17 protein-coding genes, 2 tRNA genes and 1 other RNA gene are annotated in these 26,054 nt (G+C 64.0%); 11 read left to right on the top strand and 9 right to left on the bottom strand.

The window, feature by feature from the left end; translation table 11 throughout:
- Window positions 1-46: 46 nt before the first annotated feature.
- Window positions 47-466: a hypothetical protein gene (locus tag U1E26_05065; GenBank protein MDZ4169005.1), complete on the top strand. Its 420-nt coding sequence runs from the start codon at window positions 47-49 to the stop codon at window positions 464-466.
- A complete protein-coding gene (locus tag U1E26_05060; protein ID MDZ4169004.1) occupies window positions 467-3,847 on the top strand; it encodes a DNA polymerase III subunit alpha in 3,381 nt (1,126 codons plus the stop codon).
- Between the two features lie 43 nt (window positions 3,848-3,890).
- On the opposite strand, the gene U1E26_05055 is transcribed toward U1E26_05060, so the two are convergent.
- The 3 genes from U1E26_05055 to dinB form a co-directional block, all read right to left on the bottom strand.
- Window positions 3,891-4,343, bottom strand: a complete 453-nt coding sequence (locus U1E26_05055; GenBank protein ID MDZ4169003.1) for a hypothetical protein — start codon at window positions 4,341-4,343, stop codon at window positions 3,891-3,893.
- A 73-nt stretch (window positions 4,344-4,416) separates the two neighbouring features.
- Window positions 4,417-4,854, bottom strand: coding sequence for a hypothetical protein (locus U1E26_05050; GenBank protein MDZ4169002.1), 438 nt, complete (start codon window positions 4,852-4,854; stop codon window positions 4,417-4,419).
- Window positions 4,851-6,071: a DNA polymerase IV gene (gene dinB, locus U1E26_05045; protein ID MDZ4169001.1), complete on the bottom strand. Its 1,221-nt coding sequence runs from the start codon at window positions 6,069-6,071 to the stop codon at window positions 4,851-4,853. Before dinB ends, U1E26_05050 begins: the two co-directional genes overlap by 4 nt.
- Window positions 6,072-6,132: 61 nt before the next feature.
- Here dinB and U1E26_05040 point away from each other — a divergent pair, with 61 nt between their 5' ends.
- The 4 genes from U1E26_05040 (at window position 6,133) to U1E26_05025 (ending at window position 14,771) form a co-directional block, all read left to right on the top strand.
- Entirely contained in the window at window positions 6,133-7,032 is a 900-nt protein-coding gene (locus tag U1E26_05040; protein MDZ4169000.1) for a deoxyribonuclease IV, read from the top strand.
- 125 nt (window positions 7,033-7,157) lie between these two features.
- Window positions 7,158-8,318 (top strand): hypothetical protein, encoded by a 1,161-nt coding sequence (locus U1E26_05035; protein ID MDZ4168999.1) that lies wholly within the window; start codon window positions 7,158-7,160, stop codon window positions 8,316-8,318.
- A 10-nt stretch (window positions 8,319-8,328) separates the two neighbouring features.
- The gene (locus tag U1E26_05030) at window positions 8,329-10,293 is read left to right on the top strand and encodes a VWA domain-containing protein (GenBank protein MDZ4168998.1); all 1,965 of its coding nucleotides are present in this window, start codon (window positions 8,329-8,331) and stop codon (window positions 10,291-10,293) included.
- 98 nt (window positions 10,294-10,391) lie between these two features.
- On the top strand, window positions 10,392-14,771 hold the full coding sequence (locus U1E26_05025) for an FG-GAP-like repeat-containing protein (GenBank protein ID MDZ4168997.1): 4,380 nt from the start codon (window positions 10,392-10,394) through the stop codon (window positions 14,769-14,771).
- Window positions 14,772-14,837: 66 nt separating this feature from the next.
- Here the strand turns inward: U1E26_05025 and rnpB are convergent.
- The 6 genes from rnpB to U1E26_04995 form a co-directional block, all read right to left on the bottom strand.
- An RNA gene (gene rnpB / locus U1E26_05020) (RNase P RNA component class A) lies at window positions 14,838-15,188 on the bottom strand.
- Between the two features lie 47 nt (window positions 15,189-15,235).
- Window positions 15,236-16,936, bottom strand: a complete 1,701-nt coding sequence (locus U1E26_05015; GenBank protein ID MDZ4168996.1) for a glutamine--tRNA ligase/YqeY domain fusion protein — start codon at window positions 16,934-16,936, stop codon at window positions 15,236-15,238.
- A gap of 57 nt (window positions 16,937-16,993) precedes the next feature.
- Window positions 16,994-17,070, bottom strand: a tRNA-Glu gene (locus U1E26_05010).
- A gap of 5 nt (window positions 17,071-17,075) precedes the next feature.
- Window positions 17,076-17,151, bottom strand: a tRNA-Gln gene (locus U1E26_05005).
- Between the two features lie 66 nt (window positions 17,152-17,217).
- Window positions 17,218-18,678: a glutamate--tRNA ligase gene (gltX, locus tag U1E26_05000; protein MDZ4168995.1), complete on the bottom strand. Its 1,461-nt coding sequence runs from the start codon at window positions 18,676-18,678 to the stop codon at window positions 17,218-17,220.
- Window positions 18,679-18,711: 33 nt separating this feature from the next.
- On the bottom strand, window positions 18,712-19,149 hold the full coding sequence (locus U1E26_04995) for a phosphate-starvation-inducible PsiE family protein (protein ID MDZ4168994.1): 438 nt from the start codon (window positions 19,147-19,149) through the stop codon (window positions 18,712-18,714).
- 344 nt (window positions 19,150-19,493) lie between these two features.
- Between U1E26_04995 and metK the strand changes: the two genes are divergently transcribed.
- The 5 genes from metK to U1E26_04970 all read left to right on the top strand — a co-directional run bounded on the left by metK (window position 19,494) and on the right by U1E26_04970 (window position 26,019).
- Window positions 19,494-20,732, top strand: a complete 1,239-nt coding sequence (gene metK / locus U1E26_04990) for a methionine adenosyltransferase (protein ID MDZ4168993.1) — start codon at window positions 19,494-19,496, stop codon at window positions 20,730-20,732.
- Between the two features lie 12 nt (window positions 20,733-20,744).
- Complete coding sequence (gene priA / locus U1E26_04985) at window positions 20,745-23,078, top strand: primosomal protein N' (GenBank protein MDZ4168992.1); 2,334 nt, start codon at window positions 20,745-20,747, stop codon at window positions 23,076-23,078.
- Window positions 23,079-23,157: 79 nt separating this feature from the next.
- Window positions 23,158-23,709 carry a peptide deformylase gene (def, locus tag U1E26_04980; GenBank protein ID MDZ4168991.1) on the top strand — a complete coding sequence of 184 codons (552 nt, stop codon included), beginning with the start codon at window positions 23,158-23,160 and terminating at the stop codon, window positions 23,707-23,709.
- A gap of 25 nt (window positions 23,710-23,734) precedes the next feature.
- Window positions 23,735-24,661 carry a methionyl-tRNA formyltransferase gene (fmt, locus tag U1E26_04975; GenBank protein MDZ4168990.1) on the top strand — a complete coding sequence of 309 codons (927 nt, stop codon included), beginning with the start codon at window positions 23,735-23,737 and terminating at the stop codon, window positions 24,659-24,661.
- Window positions 24,658-26,019: a transcription antitermination factor NusB gene (locus U1E26_04970; GenBank protein ID MDZ4168989.1), complete on the top strand. Its 1,362-nt coding sequence runs from the start codon at window positions 24,658-24,660 to the stop codon at window positions 26,017-26,019. Before fmt ends, U1E26_04970 begins: the two co-directional genes overlap by 4 nt.
- Window positions 26,020-26,054 lie beyond the last annotated feature (35 nt).

Below are 26,054 nucleotides of genomic sequence, written 5' to 3'. Positions count from 1 at the left end.
CACGCGCGATCAACCGGGGTCGATGACTGCGCAAGGAATGGTGGGAATGGGTCGCAACGCCGAAATCAAGCGTTTCAACGGTGCTCGTTCAGGTCAGCCACTCGAACTGTTCGATGGTGGTCGAATATCGAAGCTACCGATCATCGTCGAGTTGCTCGCCAGCCCCTGGATACTCAGTGCCTCCGATCTCGTGCGCCGCGATGGCTCGGTCGCTCCGAAACGTGTGGCCGAGGACATCGTCGTGGAGTGGGATACCGGGCGTGGATGCCCGCTCGCATTCATACGTGGGACCAGGAGGTTCGGCGTAGACGCCGTGCTGCAGGTCTGGTCGTCAGAGCGCGCTTGGTGGGATCCGCGACGACACGTCTCACGCCGTTACTGGCGTGTGCTCGCGCGTGGCGGTGTCTACGATCTGGTCTTCGACCGATCAGAGAACACCTGGCAGCTCATCGGCATCCAGGACTAGGTGGGACGGGTTCCCGTGTCGACGGCCTTTGTGCACCTGCATACACACTCCAACTTCAGCTTCCACGACGGCGCCTGTCCGTTACCCGCGCTCGTGGAGCGTGCGGCGGAGCTCGAGATGCCCGCTCTGGCGCTCACGGACCATCAGGGTCTTTCGGGTGCCATCCGCTTCTATCGCGCCTGTAGGGATGCCGGCATCGCTCCGATCATCGGTTGCGAGATCGTCGTTGAAGCCGCCGGCGTGCTTGGCGAGGAGGCCGATCTGCCGCCCGAGTCGCGTCTCGTTCTTCCGGCACGGGTGGGATTCGGTCGCGCGTCGGCGTTCGGTTTTCATCTGACGGTGCTCGCGCGCGATTTCGCCGGCTATCGCAACTTGTGTCGGTTGCTCTCCCGTACTCATCTGCGTGGGCCCGAGGTACCAAGCGTCGTCTCCCTTCGCGATCTGGAACACTTCGGCGAAGGGCTCATCGCCCTGTCGGGTTGCGGGAACGGCGAGGCAGCGCTTTCGGTGGCACACGCACGCCCCGGGCGGGCTCGATCGGCACTCATGCGCCTGGCGAACTGTTTCGAGCCCGGCGCGTTCTTCGTCGAGCTGGTGCATCCGCTCACCGCGGAGAGCCCCCGTATCATCGGCGGTCTTGTCGAGGCGGCCGATGACCTCAGCTTTCCCGTGGTGGCTACGAACGACGTCCACTATCTGCGCCCTGAGGGCCACCGCATCCACGATGTGCTCGCAAGCGTCGGTGCGCGCATGGCGCTGCCAGGACCCTACGACCGGCCCAACGCCGAACTGTGGCTCAAATCCCCCACAGAGATGCGCCGCCTGTTCGCCGGGTGCGAACGTGCCTGTGACGCGACTCTCGAAATCGCTTCGATGTGTGCCGATTTCGAGCTGCCGCTCGGGCAGTTCCACTTCCCGGGAGCCGATTTGCCAAGGGGCGAGACGGCGTATTCGGTGCTCGCCAAGGAGTCGTGGCGTGGGCTGGAGCGGCGCTATTCGCCGATGATCCCGGAGGCGATTCGCAGGCTGCAGCACGAGCTGACGCTTATAGACCAGATGGGGTTTGCGGAGTATTTCCTCGTGGTGAAGGAGATCGTGGACTTCGCGAAGGCGAAGAGGATCCGCTGCAGCGGACGGGGGAGCGCAGGCGATAGCATCGTCGCGTTCGCTCTGGGTATCACCGACGCGGACCCCATCGCCCATGACCTGCTCTTCGAGCGCTTCTTGAATCCCGAGCGCCGGCAGATGCCCGACATCGACGTCGACTTCGACTCCGCGCGACGCGACGAGGTCATCGAGTTCATCTATCGGCGGTTCGGCTCCGAGCACGTCGCTATGGTAGCCACCGTGCAGACCACCACGGCCAGAAGCGCTGTGCGTATTGCGGCTCGAGCGTTCGGACTGCCAATCGCAGAGGTCAACTCGCTTTCCCGCTATCTGCCATGGGTGAGCGCGCGCAAGATCAGGGAGGTGCTTGAAACCTATCCCGAGTGCCGCGATCACCCGCTGCATGAGGCGCGCTACGCGCCCATTCTCGAGATCGCCGAACAGCTCGACCGCACGCCGACTCACCTCGGCACCCATCTGGGCGGCTTCATCATCACCCGAGACCCGGTGGCGAGCTGGATGCCGCTTCAGTGGGCGGCCAAGGGGGTGGTCGTCTCGCAGTACGACAAAGACGATATCGAGGCGCTCGGACTCGTGAAGATGGACATTCTCGGTCTACGGATGCATTCGGCCATCTCGTCAGCGGTCGAGATGGCACGCGAGCGTGTGGGAGTCGCTGCGGTCCCTGAGCCGTTCGAACTGCCTAAGGACGATCCGCGTGTCTACGAGATGATCGCTGCGGCGGACTCAGTCGGGATGTTCCAGCTTGAGAGCAGTGGCCAACGCAATCTGTCGACACGGCTGAAGTCGAACCGCTTCGAAGACATCATCGCTCAGATCTCGCTGTTTCGGCCCGGACCACTCGAAGCCGAGATGATCACCCCGTTCATCCGCCGTCGGCATGGAATCGAGCCGGTGACGGTTCCGCATGAAAACATGCGAGAGGTACTTGCCGACTCGTATGGCGTCATCGTCTACCAGGAGCAGGTCTTGCTCGTTGCACGCGAAGTCGCGGGCTTCACGCTGGCCGAGGCGGATTCGTTGCGTCGTGCCATGACCAAGGGACGGAGCCGCGAACAGATGGAGGCGATCCGCGCTCACTTCTTGGAGAAGGCGATGGCGCGCGGGGTAGATGCTGAGGTGGCTGCTGAGGTCTTTCGGCAGCTTGAGGGTTTCGCGGCGTACGGCTTCAACAAGGCGCATGCCGCGTGCTTCGCGGTGGTCTCCTACGCCAGCGCATGGCTGAAAACGTACTACCCGGCCGAGTTCAGCTGCGCGATTCTGAACCACGAACCTATGGGCTTCTACACGCCTCGGCTTGTGGTCAACGACGCACGACGCCATGGCATCGAGATTCTGGCTCCCCACGTCAACGACAGCGCCGTCGACCATACGGTCGCCTCGGATGGGGCGGCCATCCGTATCGGCCTGAAGGATGTCCATGCGATGACGGCTCGCCTTCTTGCAACGGTTCCGGTGGAACGCGCGGTGCGGCCCTTTCGGGACCTCGCTGACTTTGTGCGCCGTACACGTGCCGAGCTGCCGGCGGCGGAGTCGCTCATCCGCATCGGGGCACTCGACGGGCTCGGGACCACCGGGGCGGGCAGGCCGCCGACGCGCGATGAAATGCTTGCGCTCCTACCTGAACTCAAGGCGGTTATCGCGCGCGAGGGGGTCGCCGGTGACGACACCTTGTGCCTCGCGCCGGCGCGAATCCGGCCGCCTGAGGATCCGGACCACGTGAGCGGTTGGGGCGTGGCGCGCAGGCTTTCAGCCGAACTTGAGCTCACGGGACTCTCTCTCACGAGCCACCCGTTGGATTTGGCAGAGGCCGACCTCATCGCACGTGGGGTCACCTTCGCACGCGACCTGCGCGGCCTACCTGACCGCACGAGGGTGCGCGTGGCCGGAGTCCGAGAGCGGGCCCAGACCCCACGGACGCGCTCGGGGAAGCGAACGTGCTTTCTCACGCTGGAGGACGCCACCGGTTTGCTCGACGTAGTGGTGTTTGAGGATGCGCTTCAGCGCGCCGGCGACGCCATAGTGAAGCATCGCGCCTACCTCGTGGATGGGACCTTGCAGAACAATCACGAACGAGGTCTCGCGATTGTGGCCGAAGACGTGCGGCCCTACGTCGTAAGATCACCGGGCGGCTCTCCGGTACGGCTGCGCCGGGGCGTGCCGAGCGGACCGATGGGTCCGTCCCTTGGTGGTGCCGGAGCGCCCGAAGAGGAGTCGTGGGCCGCAGCTGAATCCGAAACGGCCGGAGCGTGACGCCCCAGCCGCCTCGTTTCATGCAGCGAAGACCCGGAGAGCTCTACTGGGCCGGATCGATAGTGTCGGAGACCTCAGTGACTTCGGTCATCTCGATCTCGGGACCTGCCATGCGGATGGATGCTCCATCCAGGAGGGTACCTACGATCATGACCGTCTTGCCCTCCAGCGGCTTGAGTTCCTGTTCGAAAGCGGGACCGTTGGCAAGTACCGCGACGGTTGCGCCGACGTTACCCTCCGCCTCGGTTCCACCCTTGATCGCCCAAAACCCACCCTCAAGATCGACCCACTCGAGGGTTCCGAGCGCCTGAGCCGTTCCATCCTCCAACTCATACAGTCCCAAAGCCAGCCGCGAACCCGCCGCGGGGGACTCCGCCGGAGGAGATTCGACAATCGGAGCCGGCTCAGGTTCGAGACCGGACTGTGGCCCAGAGCATCCGACAGCTACGGACAGGGTCCCGACCAGTGCTGCCGCTACCAACGCCTTGAGAAGCATTCGGCCTCCTCGGATCGAAGTTGCAGTGTTCGCACCCACTTGGACGACTGAAACCAGCCGGCGGTTCACCGAGCTAGGGCCCAGGCACAGGGACGAGGACCCGGTATGAGTCAAAGACCAGCTCGGGGATGGGCGTGAGCGTCGTCTCGGTGCGAAGGGTGCCGGAAAACGCACAGTAGGCGCCCACCAGAGGGGCAAGGTCCGGAGCGCTTCGATTGCCGTCCTCTTGAACGAGAACGACAAGAATGCGCGCATCGGTGGACGGTTCTTGAGAGGGAGTCATGTCCGCCAAGCCGAAGAAACCGCCCTGGTCGCGACGGAATACCAGCGTGCCGACGGCAGTGGCTTCGTTCTGGTCTCCGGTTCGCGTGAGTCCGGGGCGCGACACCGACTCGGCTTGCCGGCCAGCCGGAACCCCGGTCGTCACAGGGTCCTCAGGTGGAGGAGCACAGCCTGGTGCCATGAGGACACAAGCGACCGCTGCAGCCATGATGACGCGGTGAGGATTCATCTCTCGGGACCCTTGCGATCGGTTAGCTCGGTGCCGAATCGTACCGCATCATGCCCAAACCTCTTCCGAATCGCATCGATGTTCTCCACCAGTCCGGTTCGCCCTACCTTTGTTACGGCCGGGTCCGCCCCGAACAGGTCCAACTGCGTGGCGGGTGTGGAAAGCCCCGAGACGCCGACGCCAAGTAAACGCAGCCCCACCCCGGCCGACCACGTATCCCGCAAGAGGTCGAGGGCGACCTCGCCCACGATAGTCTCATCGTTCGTTGAGTCGGCAAGCGTCTTGCGGGCTGTGCGCGTGGTGAAGTCGCCGAAACGAAGCTTCACCGTCACGGTTCGTCCGGCGACTCCCTTGGACCGCAGGCGCGAGCATACTCGCGAGACAAGGTCTTGGAGTTCATGCTCAACCTCTGCCACGGTGCGCTTGTCCGTAGCGAAGGTTCTCTCCTTCGAGACCGACTTCACGGCCTCGTTGTCTCGAACGGGACTCGGATCTACCCCTTGGGCGCGGAGCACGTAACCGAGGCCATCCACGCCAAGCACCGAACGGGCCGTCATCTCGTCGAGCGCAGCCAGGCTCCCCAGGGTGTGGATTCCCAGGGCCTGAAGCCGATCCGTGGTTCGGGGTCCGATGCCGCCCATGGCGCGAACCGGCAGGGGCGCCAGGAACTGCGCCTCCTCACCGGGCCACACCACGGTGAGACCATCGGGTTTGTCGTGGTCTGATGCGATCTTGGCCACCGTCTTGGATGTCGCAACTCCCACCGAGGCGGTAAGCCCAAGAAGCGCGACATCGGCCCTGATCCGGCGGGCGATCTCTACGGGATGCTCGCCTGCGTAGCGCCCGGAGGTGACGTCAAGGAATGCCTCGTCCACAGACACAGGCTGCACGAGGGCCGCGTGGTGCTCGAAGATGCGAAACACCGCATCGGAAAGCTCCTTGTACCGCGAGAACCGGGGTGGCGCCCACACCGCATCGGGACACAGCGAGGCGGCCCTGACCGAGGGCATGCCCGAATGCACGCCGAAAGCGCGTGCCTCGTAACTTGCGGTCGATACCACCCCTCGTCGAGAGCTGTGACCCCCCACGATGACCGGTCGGCCGCGCCACTCGGCGTGATCCAGCTGCTCGACGGCGGCGAAGAAGGCGTCCAAATCCACGTGCAGAAGCGCGCGGGCGCTCCACGGAGGAAGAATCGTCGCATCGACGTCGATCACTGAAACTGTCACCTCTTGCGGTTGCACTGACACCATCGAGTGTATCCGCTGTACGGGTAGAATGGACCAGGTCCTAACTGCCCCTCGTGACGGGAGTCGCATGCTCATAGGAGCGCACGTGTCGGTCTCGAAGGGCTATGGTGCCGCACTCGACTATGCCCAAGACGTGGGATGCGAGTGCATCCAGCTCTTCGCGAAGAGCCCTCGGCAGTGGAAGGGCGCGGCGCTGGATTCGGACGCGGCCCAAGCGTTCGTGGCCGATAGAGCGGCACGAGGATTCGGTCCCGTGTTCACTCACACCGCCTACCTCATCAACCTGACCACGGACGATCCGATCATGCGCGAGAAATCCGTGGTCGCATTGGCTGACGAACTGCGTCGAGGTGCAGCACTTGGGGTCGATGGGGTTGTGACCCACCTCGGGACCGACCCGAAGGCCGATCCCGTGGTCGCGGCCGTCCGCTGCGGGAAAGCGATCACCGAGGCGTATGAACTCGCGGCAGTCAGTCCTGACCGTGCGCGGCTGCTCCTCGAGAACACCGCGGGAGCCGGGAGCACGTTCGGCGGCTCGGTGAGGGAGCTGGCCTCAGTGATCGCAGCCACGGAGTTGCCGCCTGAGGTGATTGGCATCTGCTTCGACACATGCCACGGTTTCGCATTCGGGGACGACCTGTCCACTTCGGTGGGCTGGGTCGAGCTGGTGTCAGAGATGAGAGAGGTCCTTGGGCTGGACCGGGTCGGACTCATTCACGCCAACGACTGCATGTTCGACCGGGGTAGCCACCGTGACCGACATGCGTGGATAGGCGATGGCTCCATCGGAACCGAGGGCTTCCGTGCCATGATCTGCGAGCCCGATCTTGCGCAGGTTCCCGTGGTCACCGAGATGCCGGGCGAGGTGCCCGAGAAGGATGCGACCAACATCGCTCGCCTCAAGGCGCTTCGTGTAGCGTGCTCGTGATCACAGAGGACATGCCTTTGTGCTCGGGTCACGGTTGCCGCCTTCGGTCTGCGGCTCTACGATAGGAGCGCGTCGTCACGCGCAGGTGGTTCGCGCGTTCGCACACACTCGACGAGGGGTAGGCCATGCCGTTCTTCCTGATCGGAAAGGGACCCGACGATTCGCTCCGGCTCCTTGCTGAGGGTGTCTTCGAGACCCGCGCCAGTGCCATGAGCGAGCTATCGCGCGTCACGGCAGATCCCGGGTTCGATGCGTGGGATTGCGAGGTACTGGTCGCGGACCTGGACGCTGCCACCCCCGTGCTTCTTGTCAGGCCGGCGGCATCGCAGGTTGTTGAGCCCGAGGAGGTTGAGCCGGCCGACGAGGTTGGGCCGACCGACGAGGTTGGGCCGTCCGAGGGTGAACCGGCCGAGGATGACGGTGCTGTCGCAGCCGATACGCAGGCCACACCCACCGTCGATGAGGCGGACGAGTCGCTCGCCGCGGTGATCGAGGGGCTGGACGATGAGAGCGACGCTGCCCCCGACCTCAAGGAGGCGCTCCGCCGGTCCGCGGTCAGTCTGGAGGCCGAGGGCATCGTGGCTCCCGAGTCCGTCGGGCCGGTTGAGCCCGACGAACCCGATCTGCCCGCCGAGGAGGAGCCGGTCGATGAGGGCGCCGACCCGCTCGCGGAGCCTCCGTCAGACGCCATGGTGGTTGAGGCCCAGATCGAGGGTGCCGACGAAGGCTCTTGGCCTTGGGCCGTTAAGCCGGATGTCTCGCCGCTTGATCTCGATGCTCTGGACGAGCCGGGAGACGACGAGGGTTCGCTCGTGAGAGCACCTGGGGATGATGCGACGATGGCGTCGTCCCGCCCGGTCATTCTCGGCGCGTACGACGAGGTCGCTACCGTGTCTGAGGTCGACGTATTGCTGCCTCCCGCGGCTGATGATCAGTCTGCACCGGGGCCGGATGGTGCCGAATCGTCACCTGTCAGCGAGCCGCACAAGCCCGAGATTCCTGTCCCGCCGGTGATTCCGCCTTCGTCGCCCGCGAGCCTGCCGGCGGCCGACAACACGGGCGACTCAGCTGCCGCGGATCCGACCGCAGGCGAGTCCGCCCAGGTTTCCGATGACCTCGACGTCAGTTCGACGGTGGCGGGTGACTCGGATTTCGTCGACCTTCCGCCCGTTGTGGCCACAGATCCGCTCGACACGATGACCTGTGATGACTGCGTCTACCACGACACGTGTCCCAACAAGGGCCAGCGTGACCCTGCCAGCTGCGGGTCGTTCCAGTGGATGTGACGGGAGCCCAGTGACCCCAAGGCCGGTACAGACGTTCCCGTTCTCGGCCATCGTCGGCCAGGAGGCACTGAAGGCGGCACTCATCCTCAACGCGGTCGACCCCCGCGTCGGCGGCGTCCTGATTCGCGGCGAGAAGGGCACGGCCAAGTCGACCGCAGTTCGCGCGCTCGCCAGCGTGCTGCCCGCGATCGTTGTCGTAAGCGGGTGTCGCTTCGGCTGCGACCCTGCAGAGCCCTCGTCATGGTGCACGGAATGCCGCGAGAGGCGTGAAGAGGGCACGTTGCCCAAGGAGTCGCGCCTTCCACACATCGTCGAGTTGCCCGTGTCTGCCACGGAAGACCGTCTGGTGGGGACGCTCGACTTCGAGGCGGCGCTCAAGAGGGGAGAGCGTGAGTTCCATCCCGGTCTTCTTGCAGCGGCGAACCGCGGCATCCTCTACGTCGACGAGGTCAACCTCCTTGACGATCACCTCGTCGACACCCTGCTCGACGCCGCTGCCATGGGCGTGAACACCGTGGAGCGTGAGGGCGTTTCCCTGCAGCATCCTGCGCGCTTCATTCTGGTTGGGACGATGAATCCCGAGGAAGGCGACATTCGTCCGCAGCTGCTCGATCGGTTCGGGCTGTGTGTCGAGGTGGAAGCGATGAGGGAGCCGGAGGCGCGCGTCGAGATCATGCGTCGCCGTCACGACTTCGAAGAGGACCCGACGGGCTTCGCGCGTTCTTGGGAGGACGCTGAGGGAGAGCTGCGGACTCGGATCAAGCATTCCCAACTGCGCGCAGGCACCGTCAAGACACCCGAGGAGATCCTCTACGCGATCGCAGACCTTGCGATACGCGCGAAAGTGGACGGACACCGTGCCGACAGCGTGATGGCACGCGCCGCGGCGGCCCATGCGGCCCTTGACGGTCGCGGCGAGGTCTCTCTTGCCGACGTTGAGAGTGTGGCGGCCTTGGTTCTGGCGCACCGGCTTCGGCGCATGCCGTTCGATGACGTACGCGCCGACACTGACTCACTGCGCGATTCGCTCGTCCGAGCCCTATCGGGCGACAGCCCCGTGGGTGAGCCGAGCGCATCGAGTCCGACGGGTCCGGGACAGGGACAGGCAAGCATCTTTGAGTCGGTGGGCTCGATCGATTCGGCTTCCAGTGAACCCGCTATGCCTGACGTGGCATTCGAGTCGGCGATGGACCGAACGAGACGCTCGATCGCCGGCCGGAGGCAGGAGAGCGTCGTTGACGACGGGCGGGGCCGGTACGCACGCTCCGAGATGGCCAAGGGAGCCGTGCGGATGGGCGACGTCGCCCTTGATGCCACCATCCGGGCCGCAGCGGCGACTCCCAACGACACGGCTGACTCCGGGCTCGCGGTGTCCGTCGGCTCAGACGACATTCGTACGAAGGTCCGCACCCGCAAGGTGGGGGCTTCAATCGTGTTCTGTGTGGATGCAAGCGGTTCGATGGGGGCATCGAAGCGCATCGAGGTTGCCAAGGCCGCTGTGCTTGAGTTGCTGGTCGACGCATACCAGCGTCGTGACAGGGTTGCGCTTGTCTCGTTCAGGGGCAATGGCGCAGACGTCGTCCTGGCGCCCACTGGCAGCGTCGAACTGGCGAACCTGAAACTGCAGGGGCTTCCTACCGGTGGTGCCACTCCACTCGCGGCCGGCATTTTGAAGTCCCTACTCCTACTCGAAACCGAGATCCGGAGGCAGCCTGATACCGTGCCCTGGCTCGTGCTGGTGACCGACGGCCGCGGGAACGTGGGCGTGGATGGCGGCGTCGGCAGCGATGACGCGAAGTCGGCCGCGGTCAAGCTGCGCGCCGCCGGCGTGAACGCCCTGCTCATTGACACGTCGGCATCAGCTGCTGGCGGCGGATCGGCTCGCGAGATAGCGCGCATGTCGGGGGCGGAGTATGTGAGATTGGCGTCGCTTGGAGGTGGCGACCTCGCGCGCACGATACGCGAGCGTGTGTGAGGTGGCTTGCGCACGCGGGAGTGGAGTATAGTGTGAGGCATACGTCTTGACCACGTCGCAGTAGTTGAAGCATTCGTCGTCGTAGAACAGGAGTCGTCATGGTCATCCGTGCTGGATGGTCCGCAGTTGCGCGCGCGTTGTTGTCCGCGCTTCTGGTGGTAGTCTTGGTCCCCGTCGGGATCGCGCCCGCCAAGACCCTGAGGCCTGGCCCCCCCTTGCCGGTCGGGACCTCCCCGAAGGGTCTGGCTATCGGGGATGTGAACGGCGATGGCCTCAAGGACATCGTGACGGCCAACTACGCCGATCGATCCTTCACGGTACTTCTGCAGAGCGGAGGAGGTGCATTCAGCCCTGGCGTGCGGGTTCCCCTCACGGGCGCCCCTGGCACGAACGTCTTCAGCGCGCCTGCATCGGTCTTCATCGCTGACGTCATCACCGGGGACAATCTGTCCGAAGTGATCGTCGGCGATTCCATGAGCCAGGAGCTGTACGTGTTTCGGCGCAACCCGTCCGGCGGCTTCGACTATCTGTTGTCGCTTCCCGCGTATTACGACGCGTACTGGCTCGTAAGTAGCGGACCTGCTGCGCCAGGCTTCGGGTTCGACGTAGGCACCGTCGACGCACCGGGCAATCTCGGCATCGCCGTCCCCGTCTTCCACTCGCTCGCCAACGGCGACGAGGGCGGCACGATCGTGTATCGGCGGACAGTCGACGGCGGCGGAGAGCCCGTCACCAATGGCATGACCGTGACCCGCAAGGGCTTTCTTGCCGCACGAACTGACGGCGACGGCCTCCCGCTCAGCACGATTGCGGCCGATGTCGGGGATGACGGGTCCCCTGCCGCCATTCCCCCCCGATACCTGTGGAGCCCGCGCTCTGACAGCTCGCACAACTCCGACGAGGTGTTCGATACCACGGGCATTCGCACGATCTCGGGTAATCGGTTCAGCCGCATCGTCTTTGCGGCTATGCGAAACAACTTCATCGCCTACAGCGGAAACGACGGCGCCACGTGGCGGCCGGTCATTCAGCTGACGGCTGAGCAACCCTACGCCACCTCGATCGTATGGGACACCGAGTCCAGTGCGTTTGTCGTTGGCCCGGGCGGCAAGGTCGCACACGTGTCGAGGCTTCCGGATCCGGCAGTGGAGGTTCCGTCAGAAGAGAACAGATTGCCATTAGTGAATCTTCTGGGCGCGGCCTCTCCATCGCCGGGCGAGCTGCTGACCTGCGGCGCTGGCGGTTTTGTCTTCCAGACCAACAAGGCCTTCCAGGGCTCAACCGAGATATCCGTCACCGCTCTCACCGGAGACCTTCATGCCATCGCCGTCCGTCCGGCGGGTGACCGCGCGGTAGCTGTTGGTGACAGCAGTCTTCCGGGCGGTTCGGTTGGTATGCTGCTGGACTCGGGCGCGTCTTGGTCGGGAGCAGCCACAGCGATCTCTGCCAGCATCACCGATGAACTGCGCGCCGTCGCTTGGGCGGACAACTCTATCGTGATGGCCGTCGGAAACGACGGCCTCATCTATCGGTCCACTGACGCCGGTGTGACGTGGAGCTCCCTAGTTTCGCCGTTTGGAGCCACAGTCGACCTTCGCGGAATCAGCTTCCACACGGGTGGCCGCGGTGCCATCTCTGCAGCCGGTGGGCGCATTCTGGTCACAACGGACTCTGGTGCCTCATGGACGACACGGACTGTTTCCAGCGACCATTGGAACACGCATCGAACGATCGTCGACGGATTGGGCAACCCGTTCTCAGCGGCTATCGGAGACGTCAACGGTGACAACTGGCCTGACTTCGGAATCGCCGGATTCCAGTCCGGTGGCTTCCTGCCTTTCTACCTTGGTCGCGGAGGGCAATCGAACCTATCGGTGGGACTCTCACAGCCCGACCTACTTGGCGAGATTCGCGACGTGAAGATCGGTGACCTCAATAGTGACGGTCTCAACGATGTCGTCGGAGCTTCTTACAGGACCGGTCAGGTGGGAATCTCGTACCAGAACTCGATCGGTCAACTCGCGCCCGTCACCCCCTCTACCACATTCCGCACGGGCAACGACATTTCGCCGGCGCCCGTTGCGGTGGCCATCGGGGACCTGAACCAGGATTCGAGGAACGACCTCATCGTTGCCAACAGCTACAACCTGGGAGACGCGGCCTTCTTGCGTTCTACGGGTTCAGTGGGAATCTACAAGCAGCAGGATAACGGGGTTATGCGCTTCCTGGGTGACATCGACGTCGGTCGTCAGCCGAGCGCCGTTGCCATCGCGCAGCTTGATGCGGACGCGCCGCTTGAAGTGGTCGTCGCCAACGCGCGGGACAACACGGTCCAGATTCTGAAGTACGGGCCACCCAATCCGCCGAAGGTGACGAGCGTCTCACACCCGACCACGAGCACGTTCAGTTCGTCGCGCTACTTCTACGCACAGCTTGAACCTCCTGCGGATTTCGACGGGGTTGAGGGCTTCTACTATCGCCTGGATAAGTCGCCCACCGCGGCCTTCACTCCGACCACCTGGGGGTTCACAACCGGGACCTCGCTTGCCGTCGATCTCATGGCTGCCGCGACGGAGCTTGGTACTGAGCCGTGGGGGCAGTGGTACCTCCACGCCGTAACCAAGGATGTACTGGGCGACGTCAGCGTCGCTGTCGACTACCCGTTCCTCGCAGACATGGAGCCGCCGACCACGCCCGTCCCGGACGACGGTGTCGCAACCTACACGGCCAGTCCCCGCAGAACCTTCACCTGGGCCCCCTCGGTCGATGCGCTGTCAGGGCTCTCGCACTACATGGTTTCGATCAACGCCAGCTCCGAGGCGCCGGCGGATCTGGCGGCGGTTGAGACCACGCTCACTACCACGCAGTTCACCGTTGATGGCCTGTCGGATGGCGTCCACACCTTCCGCGTGCGCGCTCGTGACAAGGCGGGCAACTACAGCGCCATCGGGCTACACAAGGCCTACGTCGACGCCGCTCCACCGGAGCTGTTCGTCAACGAGCCTCCGGATCCGGTCGGTGTCACCCCGACGTTCACTATCCGCGCCACCGACGGCGCTGAGGTCACCCGAATCACCTTGAGTATCGATGGAACGGTCCTTCTGAGCCAGAACGTGTCCGGAACTTCGGTGACCACCACGATGACTCCGAACCTGTCCTCGTACGCTCAGGGACCGCATACCTTGACCATCGAGGCGTACGACCTGTTGGGCCACCGAGGCGTGTTCACCCGTACGATCAGCCTGGATAAGTCCGGACTGCGGCCGATCATCACATCTACGTCACACCCGAGTGAAACGTCTTTTGCGAACACATACGTCTTCCTAGGCCAGATTCTGGCGGCCCCTGATGTCGTGTCCGGTGACGGCTACTACTACGTGATGGATCGGTCTTCCAACACGGTACCAACGGCTGGCAGCGACTACACAGCGACTGGTTCCCTCAACATCAACCTTGGTGGCGTGGCCGACGAAATGGGCATGTCGAGCGTCGAGGGCACGTGGACCCTGCATGCAGTCGGTCGCGAGAAGAACGGGTCCATCGGTTCGGCGGTTGCCCGTCGCCAGATTCTGGTCGATACCATCGCGCCAACCGGCGTAACCCCCGACGATGGCGTCGCCAGCTGGAGCACCAGCCCACGGCGTGTGTTCAAGTGGAATCCGGCGGCGGACTCACTTTCCGGTGTTGCACGGTATTGGGTTTCGGTCAACGCCAAGTCCACATCCGCCACTGATCTTGCCGCGGTGGAGACCAGCCAGAATGTCACCAAGTTCACCGCAGACGGACTGACTGATGGCGTTCACACGTTCCGGGTCCGCGCGCAGGACTGGGCGGGCAACTACGGTCCCATCGGCACGCACTACGCGTACGTCGACGCTGCTCCACCCACTGCTGCTTTCGGCAGCGTCTCGTCTGCTATCGGTGCCAAGCCCTCGATCCCGGTCAAGGCAAGTGACGGTGCGGGCGTGACCAAGCTCGTCTTGAAGCTCGACGGCAAGACCGTGGTGACAAAGTCCACCGCAGGGACCTCGATCTCTACTACGCTGACGCCGAGCCTCACGAAGTTCTCTAGCGGCCGGCACACACTGTCGCTCACGGCCTACAGCAGGATGGGCCACACCACGACGGTGAACCGAACCGTGATACTCGACAAGACCGCGCCCTCAGCACGGGTCAGCTCCTCTGCCTCAAAGCGAACCGTCTCGGTCAGGATCGGCAAGATCTCTCAGTACGGCAGGATGGTCGTGACGATCGACGGCAAGCGGGTCAGGAACACCATCGTCAAAGCAGGCAGTAGCTACACGGTGAAATACACCGTTCCCGCGCGCACGTCAGGATCTCAGTTCCGAAGCGTCAAGTGGAGCGTCAGGCTCACTGACCCCGTCAATAACGTGAGGACGTACTCGGGCTCAGCCAGAGTCAAGTTCTTCGACATGATCAAGCTCGGGCCCGACACCGTTCAGATCGTCTACTACTGATACGAACTCCAGAATGTGCAACGAAGGCCGGCCCGAGGATTCGGGGCCGGCCTTCGTGTCTCACCCGCTTGGAGTGGGCCGGTAAGCGGGGTTCTGTCGTGGACGACCATCTATCTGGGACGCACGTCGCCGTACGCCTCACGCGGGCTAACCCGAGCGTCGGTCGGGCCGACCTTGGCCGCTCCTATTTGCCCTTGCTCCGGGTGGGGTTTGCCAAGCCGCCACGTTGCCGTGACGCTGGTGCGCTCTTACCGCACCGTTTCAGCTTTTCTCCCGCCTTGCGGCGGGGGAGTCTTCTTTTCTGTGGCACTTTCCGTCGCGTCGCCGCGCCCTGCCGTTAGCAGGCACCCTGCCCTGTGGAGCCCCGACTTTCCTCACGAACCCGAAACGGGATCGCGCGGCCGTCTGGCCCACTCCGTCGCCCATTCTAGCAGCCCGATACCCCGTGGCCGCCCCAGTGAGCGCTACGGCGCGTCGTGACGGCCCTGGGACTGCAGCTTGGCCCAGGAGTCCTTAAGTGACAGCGTGCGGTTGAAGACGAGGGCACCGCTCCCGGAGTCCGGATCAGGGCAGAAGTATCCTACCCGCTCGAACTGGACGGTCTGGCCCACGGGAACCTGGAGCAACGATGCCTCGACGAAGCAACCGCGCTCAATCGTTTCTGATGCCGGATTGAGATCGTCGAAGAGGTCACGACCTTCGGAGCCAGGGTAGGCAACGGCGAACAGGTGGTCGTACAGCCTGACTTCGGCCTCGATCGCATGTGCCGCCGAAACCCAGTGAAGCGTTGCCTTGGGTCGCCGCCCGTCGGGAGCTGAGCCCCCGCGTGTCGACTCATCGTAGCTACACCTCAGCTCGATCACCTTGCCCATCGGATCCTTGATGACCTCGTTGCAGGTGATGAAGTACGCGGACCGCAGCCGAACCTCGCGTCCCGGAGCCAGACGAAAGAACTTCTTGGGGGGGTCCTCCATGAAGTCCTCGCGCTCGATCCACAGCTCGCGCGTGAACGGCACTTCACGGGTTCCGGCGTCCGGATCCTCCGGGTTGTTGGGTGCATCCATCATCTCGACGAGTCCCTCGGGGAAGTTCTCGATCACGACCTTCAGCGGGTCAAGGACTGCGAAACGACGCTGAGCGGTGCGATTCAGCACGCTGCGAACGCAGTGTTCCAGCATCTCGATCTCGACGACCCCGTCAGACTTGGCCACGCCGATCATCGCGGCGAAGTCGCGAAGTCCCTGGGCGGGAAAGCCGCGTCGCCGCAGCCCCGACAGAGTCGGCATGCGGGGGTCATCCCAGCCGCGCACGTGCTCATCGTTCACAAGCCGGAGCAACACGCGCTTGGAAAGCACCGTGTGCGTCAGATTGAGACGTGCGAACTCGTACTGGTGAGGCGTCGAAGGCACCGGAAGATGCTCGATGAACCAGTCGTACAGTGGTCGGTGGTCCTGGAACTCCAGCGTGCATACCGAATGAGTAATGTGTTCGATCGCATCGGACTGACCATGTGCGAAATCATACGTGGGATAGATGCACCACGTGTCACCCGTGCGAGGATGCTCCGCGTGCATGATGCGATAGATGATCGGATCGCGCAGGTTGATGTTGCCGGAAGCCATATCGATGCGCGCCCTAAGGACCTTCTCGCCGGTTGCGAACTCTCCGGCACGCATTCGGGCGAACAACTCGAGGTTCTCCTCAGGCGAACGATCGCGCCACGGGCTGGGCTTGCCCGGGTCCTTGAGCGTGCCGCGATGCTCGCGAATCTCCTCGGCGGTGAGGTCGTCGACGTACGCGTTTCCGGTACTCACCAGATGGCATGCCCAATCGTAGAGCTGCTCGAAGTAGTCCGAGGCGAAGTACAGATGCTCGCCCCAGTCAAAGCCCAGCCAGCGCACGTCGGTCTGAATCGCGTCGACGTACTCCTGCTCTTCCTTGACGGGGTTGGTGTCGTCCATGCGCAGGTGGCATCGGCCACCGAACTCGTTGGCGATGCCGAAGTTCAGGCAGATGGATTTCGCGTGGCCGATGTGGAGATGCCCGTTGGGCTCCGGCGGGAACCTCGTGACAACGGACTCGCAGCGTCCTTCGAGCAGGTCAGCTGCCACAATCTCGCGGATGAAGTCGGTACGCTCGGGGGAGGGACTCGTTTCACTGTTCATGGGGAGTGAGGATAGCAAGAAACCCCCCTCTGTGTCAGAAGGGGGTTTCTGAATTCGTGGTAGCCCGTACGGGATTCGAACCCGTGATCTCCGCCTTGAGAGGGCGGTGTCCTAAACCGCTAGACGAACGGGCCATACATGGCAGGGGTACTAGGGCTCGAACCTAGACTCTCCGGAACCAGAATCCGGCGTGTTGCCAGTTACACCATACCCCTGTACCTTGCCTGCGCCGAGCCGCGGCGCGAGAAGGTATCCTACCGACGCCCTGAGCCACTGTCAACTCAGATGCGAGGCTGACTGAGCAGTACACGGGCAGCTTCGATGCGGGCAAGCGACGTCTGCTTCCCCAGCAGCTCAAGCGTCTCGAAAAGGGGAGGCGACACGGTACTACCGGTCACTGCCACGCGGACAGCCTGGAAGGCCACCTTGGGCTTCACGCCCACCGCCTCAGGGACCAGACGAAGCGCCTCTTCGATGGACGATGCCGTGAAGTCGCATGCTTCGAGCGCATCTGCGGCCGCCTGAAGTGCCTCGGGAGCGCCCTCCTTGGCGAGGACCTTGTCGCGGGTGTCTTCGTCGATGACGGGCTCCTCGAAGAAGAACCTGACCTTCTCGGCCACTTCATCCAGTCGCTTCACACGCTCGGCTATCAGCGGGGCCAGAGCGCGGTACCAGTCGCGCCGCCCGGATACGTCCTGAGCGGTAGTCAGGCCTGCGCGGATCAGCCAGGGCGCGATCGCATCCACGAACTCACCGTCGCCCATCTCCCGAAGGTAGGCACCGTTCATCCACTCGAGCTTGTCAGGATCGAAGATGGCCGGGTTCTTGGAGATTCGATCCAGGGAGAAGGTGGCCTTGAGAACCTCGGGCGGAACGATGGTCGTCTCGCCGTCGAGAGACCAGCCCAGCAGCGCAAGGTAGTTGAGCATCGCCTGGGGCAGGAAACCCATCTCCTCGTACGCCTCGACGGAGGTGGCCCCGTGACGCTTGGAGAGTTTCTTGCCGTCCGCCCCCCAGATCATCGACAGGTGGGCAAACGCCGGAACCGCGTGGCCCAGCGCCTCGAACACAAGGATCTGACGTGGGGTGTTGGCCAGGTGATCGTCGCCGCGGATGATGTGCGTGATCTCCATAGTGGCATCGTCAACAACGGTGGCGAAGTTGTAGGTGGGAGATCCGTCGCTTCGCGCAAGGACGAAGTCGTCCATCGCTTCGATCGGGAACTCGGTGGCACCACGTACCGCATCGTCGACAATGACCGGACCCCGGCCAAGCGGCACCGCAAGGCGCCACACGTGCGGTTCGCCAGCGGCGACTCGTTCGTGAGCGCCCGCGGCGTCGCGGCACGTCCGATCGTAGCCTGAGAATCCCCCGGCGCTCCTCGCGAGGTCCCGTTTGGCGGCGAGCTCGTCGGGGGAGCAGAAACAGGGGTAGGCGTTACCGGTGGACTTCATGCGCTCCAGTGCGTCCGCGTAAGCGGGGCCACGCTGCGTCTGGAAGTACGGGCCGTGGTCGCCACCGACCTCAGGACCCTCGTCCCAGTCAACGCCAAGCCACCTGAGCGACCGAAGGATCTGCTCGGTGTTCTCGGCCGTCGAGCGCTCGGGGTCGGTGTCGTCGATGCGCAGCACGAGCACGCCGGCGTTCCTGCGCGCAAACGCCCAGTTGTAGATGGCGGTTCGTGCGCCTCCAAGGTGGAGGGTGCCTGTGGGCGAGGGCGCGAAACGGACTCGAACGGACAAGAAGGGCTCCCTAATCTCAAGTGAGCGACGGGGTCAGGCGTGGTCGTCCAACGCACAGGCATCGGATTGTTTCAACAGCCACCAAGAGGCGGCGAGTGCCAGCAGGAGTGCCGACAGCCCCAAGGCGACATTCAGAAAGTCCTCTTTCGGACCGAAGATGACGAACTTCCGCGCCACGGCCACGAGGGCGGCCTCCATGACGGTAGGAATCACGTTGCGATGCAGCATGTAGGCGATCGCGATCCTGAATAGCTCGATCAAGATGAACACCTCAAGCACCGTGGAGATGACCAAGGTGAACTCGCCGGCGTTCAGCGAAAGTCCGTCAAGCGAGACTTCAAGAATCTGCATGCTCAGGGTCACAAGCGCCAGCACGCTCAGAACAACCAGCGCCGCAGAGACGACGACCTCGATTCCGAAGACGATCTTATTGAGGTACCTCTGAATGGCATTCGCCTGTGAACTGGGCACGACTTTCCCTCTCGTTCGGGGGTTCCGGCGACTTCACTTGTCGCAGTCGAGATGATACAGTAGCCGCGCTCATCGAGAGGCAGCCGCGCGCAGGCGCTGCTGCAGCGGGTCGAGGGACCGAGCCCTATGACACCCCGGCAACCGACGTGGAAGGTCGCGAACGGTGCCACGTCTCGGCAGGCAGATGTTTCGGTGCCTGGAAGATGAGGGAAGAGCCGCGCTCGTTCGCGCCGTCATTGTCGTGAGCACCGCGTGTGGCGAAGCCCCTGTCTGTCCACGGCGGGGGCATTTTCATGCCCTCGCTTCGAGAGTAGCCCCGGTGCGGGGCCGACGAAGGAGGATGCATGTCAGAGCGAGAGTACCTGTTCACGTCAGAGTCGGTGACCGAGGGTCACCCCGACAAGATGTGCGACCAGATATCCGACGCCATTCTCGATGCCATCTACGCTCGTGAGATCGAGCTTGAGGCTGAGGGTCGCGGCGATCTTGAGAACGCGCGCGTTGCCTGCGAGACCCTCATCACCACGGGTCTTGTGGTAGTCAGCGGCGAGATTCGCACCAAGGCCTACATCGACGTCCCCGCTGTCGTGCGTGACGTCATCAAGGACATCGGGTACACCCGAGCCAAGTTCGGCTTCGACTACGAGACCTGCGGCGTGATCACCACCATTCACGAGCAGAGCGCGGATATCGCGATGGGCGTCGATGAGAGTTTCGAAGTCCAGCACGGCAAAGGGTGCGACCCGATCGACCTCGTGGGCGCAGGCGACCAGGGCATGATGTTCGGCTACGCGTGCAACGAGACTCCCCACCTGATGCCCATGCCGATCTACCTTGCGCATCGACTCGCCGAGCGCCTCACTGCGGTTCGCAAGGCGGGGGTTCTGGACTACCTACGGCCCGATGGCAAGTCCCAGGTCACGGTCAAGTACGTCGACGGCAAGCCCGTGTCGGTCGAGAAGATCCTCATCTCCACCCAGCACGCCGACGGCGTCGACATCCAAGAGCTGCTTCGCCCCGATCTCATCGAGCACGTCATAAAGCCCGTACTGGACCTCGAAGGCATTCCCTACGCGAACGCCGAGATCTTCGTGAACCCCACCGGTCGGTTCGTCATCGGTGGCCCCATGGGCGACACCGGCCTCACGGGCCGCAAGATCATCGTCGATACGTATGGCGGTATGGGCCGTCACGGGGGAGGGGCTTTCTCCGGCAAGGACTGCACCAAGGTGGACCGTTCGGCCGCCTACGCGGCGCGCTGGGTCGCCAAGAACGTCGTTGCCGCAGGCCTCGCTGATCGCTGCGAGATCGAGCTTGCCTACGCTATCGGCGTCGCCCACCCGCTGTCCATCCTTGTTGAGACATTCGGGACCGAGCGGGTGCCCGTGGGCCGTATCGAAGAGGCCGTCTTGTCCACGTTCGATCTTCGCCCCGGAGCGATCATTCGCGACCTGGAGTTGCGTCGCCCGATCTATCGCAAGACCGCCGCGTACGGGCACTTCGGGCGCGACGACAAGGACTTCACGTGGGAGCGCACCGACCGCGTTGATGCCTTGGCTGCGGCAGCAGGACTCAACGACTAGTCTGACCACTGAGTGTTCTCAACCGAGGCCGCTGACGTCGCACGCTTGATGTCGGCGGCCTCGGCTATGCTGGGCGAATCACCGATTGTCGAGGGGGTGTTCAGGATCGCACAAGTGGCTCAGGTGATTGTGGACGTTGCCGCCCGCGAGCTCGATCGCGCCTTCGACTACGCGGTGCCGGTAGGTATGGATGTCGCAGTCGGGCACTGTGTAGCCGTGGATTTCGGCAACCGTCCCGCTGTTGGCTATGTGGTCGGGCTCAGCCAGACCTCTCCCTTTGAGCGGCTCAAGCCCCTGTCCGCGGTGCTCGGTGGGCCCTTCTTCGACGCAGAAGCCAGTCGCGTGGCGGAGTGGATCTCCCAAGAGTACGTGTGCCCATTGTCTGAGGCGGTCAGGCTCTTCACGCCTCCGGGCGCAACCCCGAAGGCCGTGCGCAGCTTGGCTGACGATGGTTCTGTGACCTGGAACCTGAAACGCCCGGGCGTGGGCCCCGTGGATGATCGATGGGTGAGTCTGATCGAAGGCAGTCTCTATGAGCCGTCCCGAAGAGCCACGACCCAAAGAGCGATCCTCGATGCGCTGGTGGCCGGACCCGTTCGCGTCGCGGAGTTGACCGCGGACCTCGGCAGCGTCGGCTCCGCGCTGGTGGCACTTGCCAAGGCTGAGGCGATTGAGATCACGTCTCTCAGGCGCACCCGCGGTCACGCTATGGCTCTCAAGTCAGCACCCCGGCACGCGAACCTCACCGACGGGCAGCAAGCCGCGCTCGATGCCATCATGGGCAGCCTCGACGGGAGACCCGGGGTGATTGCGCTTGATGGTGTCACGGGCTCCGGAAAGACCGAGGTCTACCTGCGCGCAATCGAGCATGTCATCTCGCTTGGGCGCACCGCGTGCGTGCTGGTTCCTGAGATATCCCTCACGCCACAAACCGTCGGGCGGTTCCGCTCGCGCTTCGGCGAGGACGTTGCCGTTCTCCATTCCCGGCTGACGCCCGGCGAGAGACTCGACCAGTGGGACCGCGTCGCAGATGGGTTGGCCCATGTTGTCGTCGGCGCCCGATCCGCGCTGTTCGCACCGCTGGGGAATCTCGGAATCGTCGTGATCGATGAGGAGCATGAGTCCTCCTACAAGCAAGAGTCCGCTCCCCGCTACCATGCCCGTGACGTCGCCGTTCGGCTGTGCGAGGAGAAAGGCGCCACCCTCGTACTGGGCAGCGCGAGTCTGAGTATGGAGACCAGATTGCGAGGCGAAGAGGGGGCATGGCGAAAGGTGGAGCTGCCAGCTCGCGTCAGTGGGCGCGCACTGCCGCCTGTCACGGTCGTCGACCTCGCAGCGGTGTTCGCTTCGGGCAATCGGTCGATGCTATCGGGTGAGCTTTGCAGTGCCCTTGGCGCGGTACGCGAATCTGCCGAGAAGGCCGTCCTGTTTCTCAATCGACGCGGCTTCGCCTCGTTTCTGCTGTGCCGTGAATGTGGACACGTTCCCTCCTGCGATTCTTGCTCGACGTCGATGACCTACCACGAGGTGGGGTCACGCCTTTCGTGCCATCACTGCGCGGCCGTCAGGGCGGTACCACCCGTTTGTCCTGAGTGCGGCAGTCCCTACCTCAGGCAGTTCGGCGCGGGGACCCAAAGGGTCGAGGCCGAACTGGAATCAGCCTTCCCGGGGTGGCCTGTCGTGCGCATGGACGCGGATACGACCACGGGACGCGGCGCTCACGAGCGTCTGCTGGCAGCGTTTGAGTCAGAGCGGTCCGCCGTCCTGCTGGGAACACAGATGATCGCCAAGGGCCTCGATTACCCTGCGGTGACCCTCGTCGGGGTGATCTCTGCCGACGTGACCCTGAATCTTCCCGACTTTCGTGCAGGCGAGCGCGCGTATCAACTGCTCGAACAGGTTGCCGGACGCGCTGGTCGTGGAGATGTCCAAGGACGGGTCATCGTGCAAACCTACTGGCCCGAGCATCCAGCGGTCAGGGCGGCTGCGGCCCACGACCCCCGCCTATTCTACGAAGCTGAGTCACGGACCAGGTTGGCGCTCGGGTACCCGCCTTACGGGCGGCTCGTCAATGTGCTCGTGCGGGGTCGCGATTCATCCTCGGTGAGCCGACACGCGGGCGAATCCGCAGACGCCCTTCTGCGGGCGCTACCCGCCGGATGGACTGTCCTTGGGCCAAGTCCCGCGCCACTGTCTCGGGTCAAGGGGGTGTGGCGATGGCACGTCTTGGTCAAGGGTCCCCGAGACGCCGCCGTGGGAGAGATTGTGTCGTCAGCCCTCAAGCCTGTTCGCCAGACGAAAGACGTCGTGACGGTGCTGGACGTTGATCCCTTGAGCCTGATGTGACCCCTCACGCTGGTACAATGTGTGCTTGACTCCTGCTCGTACGCACGCGTGAACACGCAACAACCGAACGGAACCATCGATGAATGTGATCATCTACCCCGGTCCGGCGCTCAAGCAGCGTGCCGCCGAGGTCGACCCCAGCACCGACCCCTCGCTGCCTGAACTTGCGGCTCAGATGGCGCGGGTCATGTATGACGCTCCTGGAATCGGTCTGGCTGCGACCCAGATCGGGGTCATCAAGCGCGTGGTTGTGTACGACCTCGGGGACGAAAGTCCTCGTCCGGTCGCCCTGTGCAACCCGGTGATCACCTCGACTGGAGACCAGACCGAAGTCGATGACGAGGGGTGCCTTTCGTTCCCGGGGATCTCGGTTCCCGTAGAGAGGTACCTGTCGGTGACCTGTGAGGCGGTGTCGCTCGCCGGAGAGCCTGTCACGATTCAGGCCGAGGGGCTGCACGCCCGACTGCTGCAGCACGAGATCGACCATCTTGACGGAGTCGTCATCATCGACCGGGCGGCGCCTGAAGAACGCAAGGCCGCCCTCCGGCGCTTTCGTGAAGCGCTTGAGGCGGGAGCCACGCCGGGGCAGACAGACATCGAGTCTTCCGGAGACCGCCCGGTCGCCGGATAGTGATCGCTAACCGAGTGGGGGATTCTTGATCCGCGTCGTGTTCATGGGCACGCCTGAGTTTGCTGTGCCCTCTCTTGAAGCGTTGGCCGCACGCCACGACGTCGTTTGCGCTTACTCCCGGCCCGATGCCGTGTCGAGGCGTGGTTCCGCCACCGTGCCGACACCGGTCAAAGTGCGCGCGCTCGAACTGGGCATCCCCGTGAGCCAGCCTGCTACGCTCAGGGACGCATCCCAGACGGCGGCGCTGTCCGACCTTGCTCCGGACATCATCGTTGTCGCCGCCTATGGTCTGATTCTGCCGCCCGAGATTCTCGAGGTGCCACCCTTCGGGTGCGTCAACGTACATGCGTCCCTCCTTCCGCGGTGGCGCGGGGCAGCGCCTGTTCAGGCTGCGATCCTTGCGGGGGATGCTGTCACCGGAGTCTCGATCATGCGCATGGAAGAGGGCCTGGACACTGGGCCGTACGCACGAAGCGTCGAGGTGCCTGTCGCCGAGATGTCGGCAGCAGAGCTCACCGACCAGCTCGCTCTGAGGGGCGCTGCTGCGCTGCTTGAAGTCGTCGAGGCTCTGCAGAAGGGCACCGTCGAGTGGGTGGAACAAGATGACTCGAAAGCGACCTACGCTCCCAAGATCGGCAAGGCCGATGTCGCCGTCTCACCGACGATGACCGTGGAGGAGATCGTCAAGCGCGTCCGGGCATCGGGTCCCGCAGCCCCGACTCGACTGGTAGCGGCGGGTCGGCAGCTCACCGTAGTGAGCGCCCGAGCATCGTCCTTCATGGCCGAACCAGGAATGGTCGAGTGCCGTGGGGATTTCCTCGTGCTCGGTGCCAGCGATGGGGGAGTAGAGGCCGTGATCGTCAAACCTGACGGGCGTCACGAGATGCCCGGTGGGGCGTTCGCGCGTGGATTGAACCTTGACGTCGATGCAACATGGAAGGATCTGTCATGAGTGCATCCGAAGAACGGCTCTTGGCCAGGCAGGTAGTGTCTCGTGTTCGCGAACGCTCTGCCTATGCTCATGAAACACTGGACGCCTTGTTGGCGCGCAAAGAGGTGAGCAGGACGAGCCGCGCGTTCATCACCCGGTTGGCCTACGGGACGATCTCGTGCCGAGGGACCGTGGACGCCGCCGTGGCCGACCACCTTGCTGCGGACGTACGTCTCGAATCGGTTGTCAGTGACTGTCTGGCGCTCAGCGCCTACGAGATCCTGTTCATGCGTACGCCCGCTCGTGCTGCGGTCAACGAGGGTGTTGAACTGGTCAAAGCCGTCTCACCCCGGGCCGGCTCTCTCGCGAATGCGGTTCTGAGGCGTCTGACCGAACGAGCGGACGCGTTTCCCTGGGGAGATCCGGACACCGATCTGGCTGTTCTCGCGCGCCTGCATGGTCATCCCGAGTGGATGGCTCAGATGCTCTCCGATGAGCTGGGGCGTGACGCGGCCGCTGGAGTGATGGCGGCCAACAACGAGCCGGCGCCCCTCTTCTTGGCTCACATGCCGTTTCGATCGGAGTTCGACGAAGTGATGGCCGAACTCGATCGGGCCGATTGCGGCCCCCATGCTGTCGGTCCTCAAGGGTGCATTCGCTGTGACGTCGCCGCCTCGGCGCTTTCGTCGTCGGTGCTGTCCGCGGGACGGGCTATAGCGATGGACGGCGGGGCCCAGGTCGCGGGAACGGTCGTCCCGCTGTCCCCCGGGTGCAGCGTCATCGATATCGGCGCGGGACGAGGGGGCAAGAGCCTTCTCATCGCAGCTCGGGCGCACCGAGCCGGTCACGAGGCCGGCATCACCGCGCTCGACAACCACGAGTTCAAGCTGAACGCACTGCAAGACTCGGTGAGTCAGGTGGGCGCACAGGGCATCGTCGCGCTCCTCGGCGACGCCAGTGACCCGTCCACCGTCGGCATCGCACCCGAGTCCGCTGACGCGGTGCTCGTGGACGCCCCCTGCTCGGGACTGGGCACCATGCGACGCCACCCAGACCGCAGGTGGAGGGCGCGGCCTGAGGAGATTGAAGCGCTCGCCGCCCTCGACGCCAAACTGCTTCGCACGGCAGCGAGCCTTGTGAAGCCCGGCGGTTTCGTGGTGTACTCGACATGCACCGTCGTCCGACGTGAGAACGAACAGGTCATCGGCGCGTTCTTGGCATCTAATGAGGGGTCCGGCTTTCGCCTCGACCAACTCGGTGAGAGTGAAATACCGGCGGAATGGAATCACTTCCTCTCCGCCGAGGGCTGGTTCCAGTCTCTTCCGGAACCAGGGGGGCCAGACGGCCATTTCGTCGCACGACTGGTTCGTCTGAGCTAGATGGCTTGTTGGTTCACGCACGAGAGGGAGGCTGA

The sequence above is a fragment of the Coriobacteriia bacterium genome, from assembly GCA_034370385.1.
Taxonomy (GTDB): Bacteria; Actinomycetota; Coriobacteriia; order Anaerosomatales; family PHET01; genus JAXMKZ01.
Note: the sequence above shows the minus strand (reverse complement) of the source record. Positions and strands in the feature narration are given on the sequence as shown.